The organism is Caballeronia choica (assembly GCF_001544535.1).
Lineage (GTDB): Bacteria > Pseudomonadota > Gammaproteobacteria > Burkholderiales > Burkholderiaceae > Caballeronia > Caballeronia choica.
This window is the reverse complement of the sequence record NZ_FCON02000270.1, coordinates 1-6,023: the sequence shown is the minus strand read 5'-3', so window position 1 is coordinate 6,023 and position 6,023 is coordinate 1. Positions and strand designations below refer to the sequence as shown.

5 protein-coding genes are annotated in these 6,023 nt (G+C 62.9%); 3 read left to right on the top strand and 2 right to left on the bottom strand.

The window, feature by feature from the left end; genetic code table 11:
- Nucleotides 1–558: 558 nt before the first annotated feature.
- Both AWB68_RS42005 and AWB68_RS42000 read right to left on the bottom strand, forming a co-directional pair.
- Nucleotides 559–1,413 carry a helix-turn-helix domain-containing protein gene (locus AWB68_RS42005; RefSeq protein ID WP_087650044.1) on the bottom strand — a complete coding sequence of 285 codons (855 nt, stop codon included), beginning with the start codon at nt 1,411–1,413 and terminating at the stop codon, nt 559–561.
- Between the two features lie 218 nt (nt 1,414–1,631).
- Nucleotides 1,632–1,922 (bottom strand): hypothetical protein, encoded by a 291-nt coding sequence (locus tag AWB68_RS42000; protein ID WP_087650043.1) that lies wholly within the window; start codon nt 1,920–1,922, stop codon nt 1,632–1,634.
- A 207-nt stretch (nt 1,923–2,129) separates the two neighbouring features.
- Here AWB68_RS42000 and AWB68_RS41995 point away from each other — a divergent pair, with 207 nt between their 5' ends.
- The 3 genes from AWB68_RS41995 to rhmD are packed head-to-tail and all read left to right on the top strand — an operon-like array spanning nt 2,130 to nt 5,449.
- Nucleotides 2,130–2,882, top strand: a complete 753-nt coding sequence (locus AWB68_RS41995) for an SDR family NAD(P)-dependent oxidoreductase (protein WP_087650042.1) — start codon at nt 2,130–2,132, stop codon at nt 2,880–2,882.
- 41 nt (nt 2,883–2,923) lie between these two features.
- Nucleotides 2,924–4,243 (top strand): MFS transporter, encoded by a 1,320-nt coding sequence (locus AWB68_RS41990; protein ID WP_087650041.1) that lies wholly within the window; start codon nt 2,924–2,926, stop codon nt 4,241–4,243.
- A gap of 27 nt (nt 4,244–4,270) precedes the next feature.
- Nucleotides 4,271–5,449, top strand: a complete 1,179-nt coding sequence (gene rhmD / locus AWB68_RS41985) for an L-rhamnonate dehydratase (protein WP_087650040.1) — start codon at nt 4,271–4,273, stop codon at nt 5,447–5,449.
- The last annotated feature ends 574 nt before the right edge of the window (nt 5,450–6,023 follow it).

The window sequence follows — 6,023 nt, the reverse complement described above, 5'->3', positions numbered from 1 at the left end:
GCGCGCACGTCGCACCGCTGTACGGAGTGGAACAGCAGTCATCCATCCGTCTAGGCACTGCGTGCCCGACGACAGGTCTACCGGGCGGTGATGAATTGAAGCATGCAGCAAGCAAGAACGTAGGATGTCGATGTGGCGATGGGTTTCGGGTCAGTTTGCCTGACGGGTGAGCGCGTAGCGCGAGGCTGGATGTATGACTGCTGGTCCACTCCGTATCGCGGTGCGATGCCCGTACCTCTTCTACATGCCAACAACGATGAAACCCCGCTAACGACACTCCCCCGGTTGGACCACTCCGAGGGAGCGGTCTGGAGGAGACTGGCAAGAATTGGCGTTGGAAAGCTGCTTTCTTTGCTTACTTTCTTTGCAGCAGCAAAGAAAGTGAGTCCCGCCCCGGACAGGGGCAGAGCTAATAGACCGCTAAGAAAACAAGTTCCATAGAAGCGCAAAACCATCAAACGGGTGTAACCCAAAACCAACCCCACCCCAAGCGCCAGCGACCCTACCGCAACGCTACACAAAACCCCACCTTTCGCCAAAGGCCACGCGGCGCCACCTTCACGCCCGCAACAATCGCTTCGACAGATCGGCCACGAGAATCGCAAGCCGCGCAGGCTTTTCAAAACAGGCGACGTTGTAATCGCGAATGACCTGGCTGATGTCCGACTCGCTTGCCTTGCCCGTCGTCAGTTCGCCGGTCAGGACGAACACCGGCGCGTCCGGGTTGTCGGACTCGCGCACCGCGCGGATCGCGCCCGCCGACGTGTGCACGCCGAACAGCCAGTCGATTACCACGGCATCGAACACCTGGGTCTGCAGCGCTTCGAGGAACGTGTCGAGGTTGTAGAACGCGAGCGCCGTGAAGCCGGTGCATTCCAGATAATCGTGCAGGTTGTCGGCGGATGCCTGGTCGTCGTCGACTACCGCAATCACCGGCTTTTCCACGTCCGCGCGACGCGGCTGGATCTCGATCTTGTGGACGTCGAACGCCGCGTGCAGCAGCACGCCCTCGTGCTTGGTCACGAGCCAGCGGTTGTTCAGCTTTTGCGCAATGAAGTCGGGACGGCTGCCGGCGTCGAGCGCCGCGCCGACCCACGCCATGCACGGTATTTCCAGCGAGCCGAGCTTGAAGACGGCGTCGTGCGCGATTCCCTCGGTGTCGTCGACGTGGGCGTTTTTCGCGTCGAACAACTGGAGCGCGGGTTCGTCGAACGCATCGGCGACGCGCCGGATCTGCGTGAGCGTCCACGGGCTGTTGCCACGGAGCTTGCGGTGTCCCTGCGAGAAACTGAGATCGAGGATGCGGCACAACTCGGCGGTTTGCTGGCGCTTGCCGATGCCATGCCGGCTCATGAGTTCGCGGACGCGCTCGGCGACGGCGAGCGATTCCGATGAAGATGTTTCAGTAACCATTGCCGATTCGAGCGGTGAGAGAGGCGCTTGCGGTCATCGAAGAGCGACCGCGGGATGTTTCGCGTTTTATGGTGTGCCGCGCCATTGTAAAGCGGAACCGGCGATGGTCGAAAACGGCCTGAAAACGCGACGCGGCCGGGACTCGCCCGGCCGCGTCAGGCTGCGCGCCGAACGCCATGCGAAAAGAAGCCTCCCTGCGCCCGGCGTTCAGAAACCGATCATTGACTGCCCGAGGCCGGCGCATCCATCGACGAACTCTTTTTCTGCGTCTTCTTGTGCGTCGTGCCGGACTTCGATGAGCCCATCGTGTTGCCACCGCTCGCGCCCGAGGTCGAGCCGGTTTCGCCGTTGGCGTTCGGCGTGCCCATGCCCGTGCCGCCCTGGCCCGCGCCGTTGCCGCCCGCCGTGCCTCCACCGCCACCGCCGCCGCCCGCGCCCTGTGCATAAGCGGCGCCAGACAGGCTCAGGATGAGGGTCGATATCAGCATGCCTTTCGTAGCGAGTTTCATGGTTGTCTCCTTGATGTCGAGATAGGCAGTCGCATTCCACAGTGATGCGACTCCGCGAAAGCGTTACTGCAATCGTCGTGCCTCGCCTGAAAGCTTCCCGTCGATCGATCCGCTTTCGCTATCACGTCATCGCCAAGACGAATTGTTCGGCTATTGCCGCGCCACTATAGTGGCTGCATTCGCAAAGACAACGGACAAGGAGACGCGATGAATCAGATCGATCTGGCTGGACGCACGGTGGTCATCACGGGCGGCGCACGCGGCATCGGCTATGCGGTGGCGCAGCGAGCGCTGAAATCCGGCGCGCAGGTCGCGCTGTGGGATATCGACGCCGAGCGCCTGCAACGCGCGTCCGACGAACTCGCGGCGGGCGGCAACGTCAGCGTCGCGGTGGTCGAACTCACCGACGAGTCTTCCGTCGATGCCGCCGTCGAGAAAACACTTGCCGCGCACGGCAAGATCGACGTGCTCGTCAACAACGCCGGCATCACGGGCGGCAACGGCACGACCTGGGAGCTTGCGCCCGACGTGTGGCGCCGCGTCATCGACGTGAACCTGATCGGCCCGTACCTCACCTGCCGCGCGATCGTGCCGCACATGCTGAAGAACGGCTATGGACGGATCGTCAATATTGCGTCGGTGGCGGGCAAGGAAGGCAATCCGAACGCGTCGCACTACAGCGCGTCGAAGGCCGGGCTGATCGGGCTCACGAAGTCGCTCGGCAAGGAACTCGCGGCGAAGAACATCCTCGTCAACGCGGTCACGCCGGCCGCGGCCAAGACCGAGATCTTCGATTCGATGTCGCAGCAGCATATCGACTACATGCTCTCCAAGATCCCGATGAACCGCTTTCTGCTGCCGGAGGAAGCGGCGTCGCTGATCCTGTGGCTCTCGTCCGAAGACTGCGCGTTCAGCACCGGTTCCGTGTTCGACCTGTCGGGCGGACGCGCCACTTACTAGGCGCATTCGCGCCGCGCCCCATAAAAAACCGGAGACAGCCCATGAGCGACCCGCAGAGCGCGGAGCACGCGGTCACGGCGAAGGTGATGCGCCGCCTGTTGCCGTTCCTTCTTCTGATGTACGTGCTCGCCTTCCTCGATCGCGCGAACATCGGCTTCGCGCAGAAGGCGCTGCAGCAGGACACGGGGCTGTCGAGCGCCGCGTTCGCGTTCGGCGCGGGCGTCTTCTTCGTCGGCTATGCGCTGTTCGAGGTGCCGAGCAACCTGCTGTTGCATCGCGTCGGCGCGAAGTTGTGGATGTGCCGGATCATGGTGACGTGGGGCCTCGTCTCGGCGGCGATGGCGTTCGCGCATTCATCCACCGCGTTCTATGTCCTGCGCTTTCTGCTCGGCGTGGCCGAGGCCGGGTTCTTTCCCGGCATCGTCTATTACCTGACGCGGTGGTTTCCGCAGTCGGCGCGCGCGCGTGCGCTCGGCATCTTCTACTTCGGCGCGCCGCTCGCGTTCATCTTCGGCAGTCCGCTGTCGGGGTTGTTGCTCGACTTGCATGGCGCGCTCGGTTTCGCGGGCTGGCAGTGGCTCTTCCTGGTCGAGGGCGGGCTGGCGTCGATCGTCGGCGTGTGGGCGTTCTGGTATCTGGACAACGAGCCGTCCAAAGCGCGCTGGCTGGCCGCCGATGAACGCGAGCTGCTCACCGCGCGCATCGAGCGCGATGCGCATGCGGCGTCGTCGCAGGGTCCGCACAGCGTGCTCGCCGCCTTGGTCGACGTGCGCGTGCTCGTTCTCTCGACGGTCTACTTCCTGATCCAGATCGCCGTGTACGGCGTGATCTTCTACTTGCCGCAACAGGTGTCCGCGCTGCTCGGCACGAAGGTCGGCCTGCAGGTCGGACTCGTGACGGCGATACCGTGGCTGTGCGCTGTCGTCGTGACGTGGTTCGTGCCCCGCTACGCCGATCGTACCGGTTTGCATCGACGCCTCGCGGTGATGCTGCTCGTGATCGCGGGCATCGGCATTGCGGTGTCGGGGCTCGCGAGCCAGCCGCTCGTCTCGATGATCGCGCTCTGCTTTGCCGCGAGCAGCTTCATCAGCGCACAGCCGCTCTTCTGGACTTTCCCGACGCGTTATCTCGCCGGCGCTGCTGCCGCGGCCGGCATCGCGCTGATCAATTCGCTCGGCAGTCTCGGCGGTTTCGTCGCGCCGATGCTGCGCACGGCCGCCGAGCACGCATATGCATCGACGAGCGCGGGGCTCGTGCTGCTCGGCGCGGCGAGCGTGCTGGCCGCGCTCGTGATCGTCGTGTTCGTGCGCCAGCCGAAGGCGGCTGGCTACGGGCCGGCCGAACCTGCCAAAGCGTCATAACCACAAAACTTCCAACGGAGTCCGACCATGTCCATGCCAACCATCCGGCAAGTGCGCGCCTTCACCGTCCGGGGCGGCGGCGCCGATTATCACGACCAGGGCGCCGATCACTGGATCGACGATCACGTCTCCACGCCGATGGCGCGATACCCTGAGTACCGCCAGAGCCGGCAGTCGTTCGGGATCAACGTGCTGGGCACGCTGGTCGTCGAGATAGAGGCGAGCGACGGCACCGTCGGCTTTGCAGTGACGACGGGCGGCGAAGTGGGCGCGTTCATCGTCGAGAAGCATCTGGCGCGTTTCCTCGAAGGCCAGCGCGTGACCGACATCGAGAAGATGTGGGACCAGATGTACTTCGCGACGCTCTACTACGGCCGCAAGGGCATTGTGCTGAACGCGATCTCGGGCGTCGATCTTGCGCTGTGGGATTTGCTTGCCAAGGTGAGGAAGGAACCGGTGTTCCATCTGCTGGGCGGACCGGTGCGCGACGAGCTTCAGTTCTACGCGACCGGCGCACGTCCTGATCTTGCGAAGGGGATGGGGTTCATCGGCGGGAAGATGCCGTTGCAGCACGGACCGGCCGAGGGCGAAGAGGGGCTTGCGAAGAACATCGCGAAGCTTGCCGACATGCGCGCGAAGGTCGGCGACGATTTCTGGCTGATGTTCGATTGCTGGATGAGCCTTGACCTGACCTACGCGAAACGGCTTGCCGACGCCGCGCACGAATACGGCTTGAAGTGGCTAGAGGAGACGCTTCCTCCCGACGATTATTGGGGTTACGCCGAACTGCGCCGCTCGGTGCCGCGCGGCATGATGGTGACGACCGGTGAGCACGAGGCAACGCGTTGGGGCTTTCGCATGCTGCTGGAGATGGGTTGCGCGGATCTGATTCAGCCGGATGTCGGGTGGTGCGGGGGGATTACCGAGCTGATCAAGATTTCCGCGCTTGCGGATGCGCATAACGTGCTGGTCGTGCCGCATGGGTCTTCGGTGTATAGCTACCACTTCGTGGTGACGCGGCATAACTCGCCGTTCGCGGAGTTCTTGATGATGGCGCCGAAGGCTGATGAAGTCGTACCGATGTTTACGCCGCTGTTGCTGGATGAACCGGTGCCGGTTGGGGGGAGAATGAAAGTGCCGGAAACGCCGGGGTTTGGGGTTCGGCTCAACCCTGAATGCGCGTTGGTGCGGCCATATTCGCATTAGGGTTTTCGCTGGCGCTTGGGGTTTGGTGTCGCTGGCGCTTGGGGACGTGGTGTTTACGCCGTTTGATGTGCTCGGGCTTCTATGGAACCTGTTTTCTTAGTGGTTTATTTGCTCTGCCCCTGTCCGGGGCGGGACTCACTTTCTTTGCTGCTGCAAAGAAAGTAAGCAAAGAAAGCAGCTTTCCACCGCCAATCCTTGCCAGTCGCCTCCAGACCGCTCCCTCGGAGTGGTCCAACCGGGGGAGTGTCGTTAGCGGGGTTTCCTCGTTGTTGGCATGTAGAAGAGGTACGGACGTCGCACCGCGGTAGGGAGTGGAACAGCAGTCTTTCATCCGTCCTGGCACTTCGTGCCCGACGACAGGTTCGCTAAGCGGTGAATTGAAGCATGCAGCAAGCACGAACCTAGGATGTAGATGTGGCGGTGGGTTTCGGGTTTCTGTTTTGCCTGACGGGTGAGCGCGTAGCGCGAAGCCGGATGAATGACTGCTGGTCCACTACGTATAGCGGTGCGATGCCCGTGCCTCTTCTACATGCCAACAACGATGAAACCCCGCTAACGACACTCCCCCGGTTGG

Bases quoted from the DNA above. Each gene is read 5' to 3' on its own strand.
- AWB68_RS41990 (WP_087650041.1), top strand. From the start codon at position 2,924: ATGAGCGACCCGCAGAGCGCGGAGCACGCGGTCACGGCGAAGGTGATG.
- AWB68_RS42000 (WP_087650043.1), bottom strand. From the start codon at position 1,922: ATGAAACTCGCTACGAAAGGCATGCTGATATCGACCCTCATCCTGAGC.
- AWB68_RS41995 (WP_087650042.1), top strand. From the start codon at position 2,130: ATGAATCAGATCGATCTGGCTGGACGCACGGTGGTCATCACGGGCGGC.
- AWB68_RS42005 (WP_087650044.1), bottom strand. From the start codon at position 1,413: ATGGTTACTGAAACATCTTCATCGGAATCGCTCGCCGTCGCCGAGCGC.
- rhmD (WP_087650040.1), top strand. From the start codon at position 4,271: ATGTCCATGCCAACCATCCGGCAAGTGCGCGCCTTCACCGTCCGGGGC.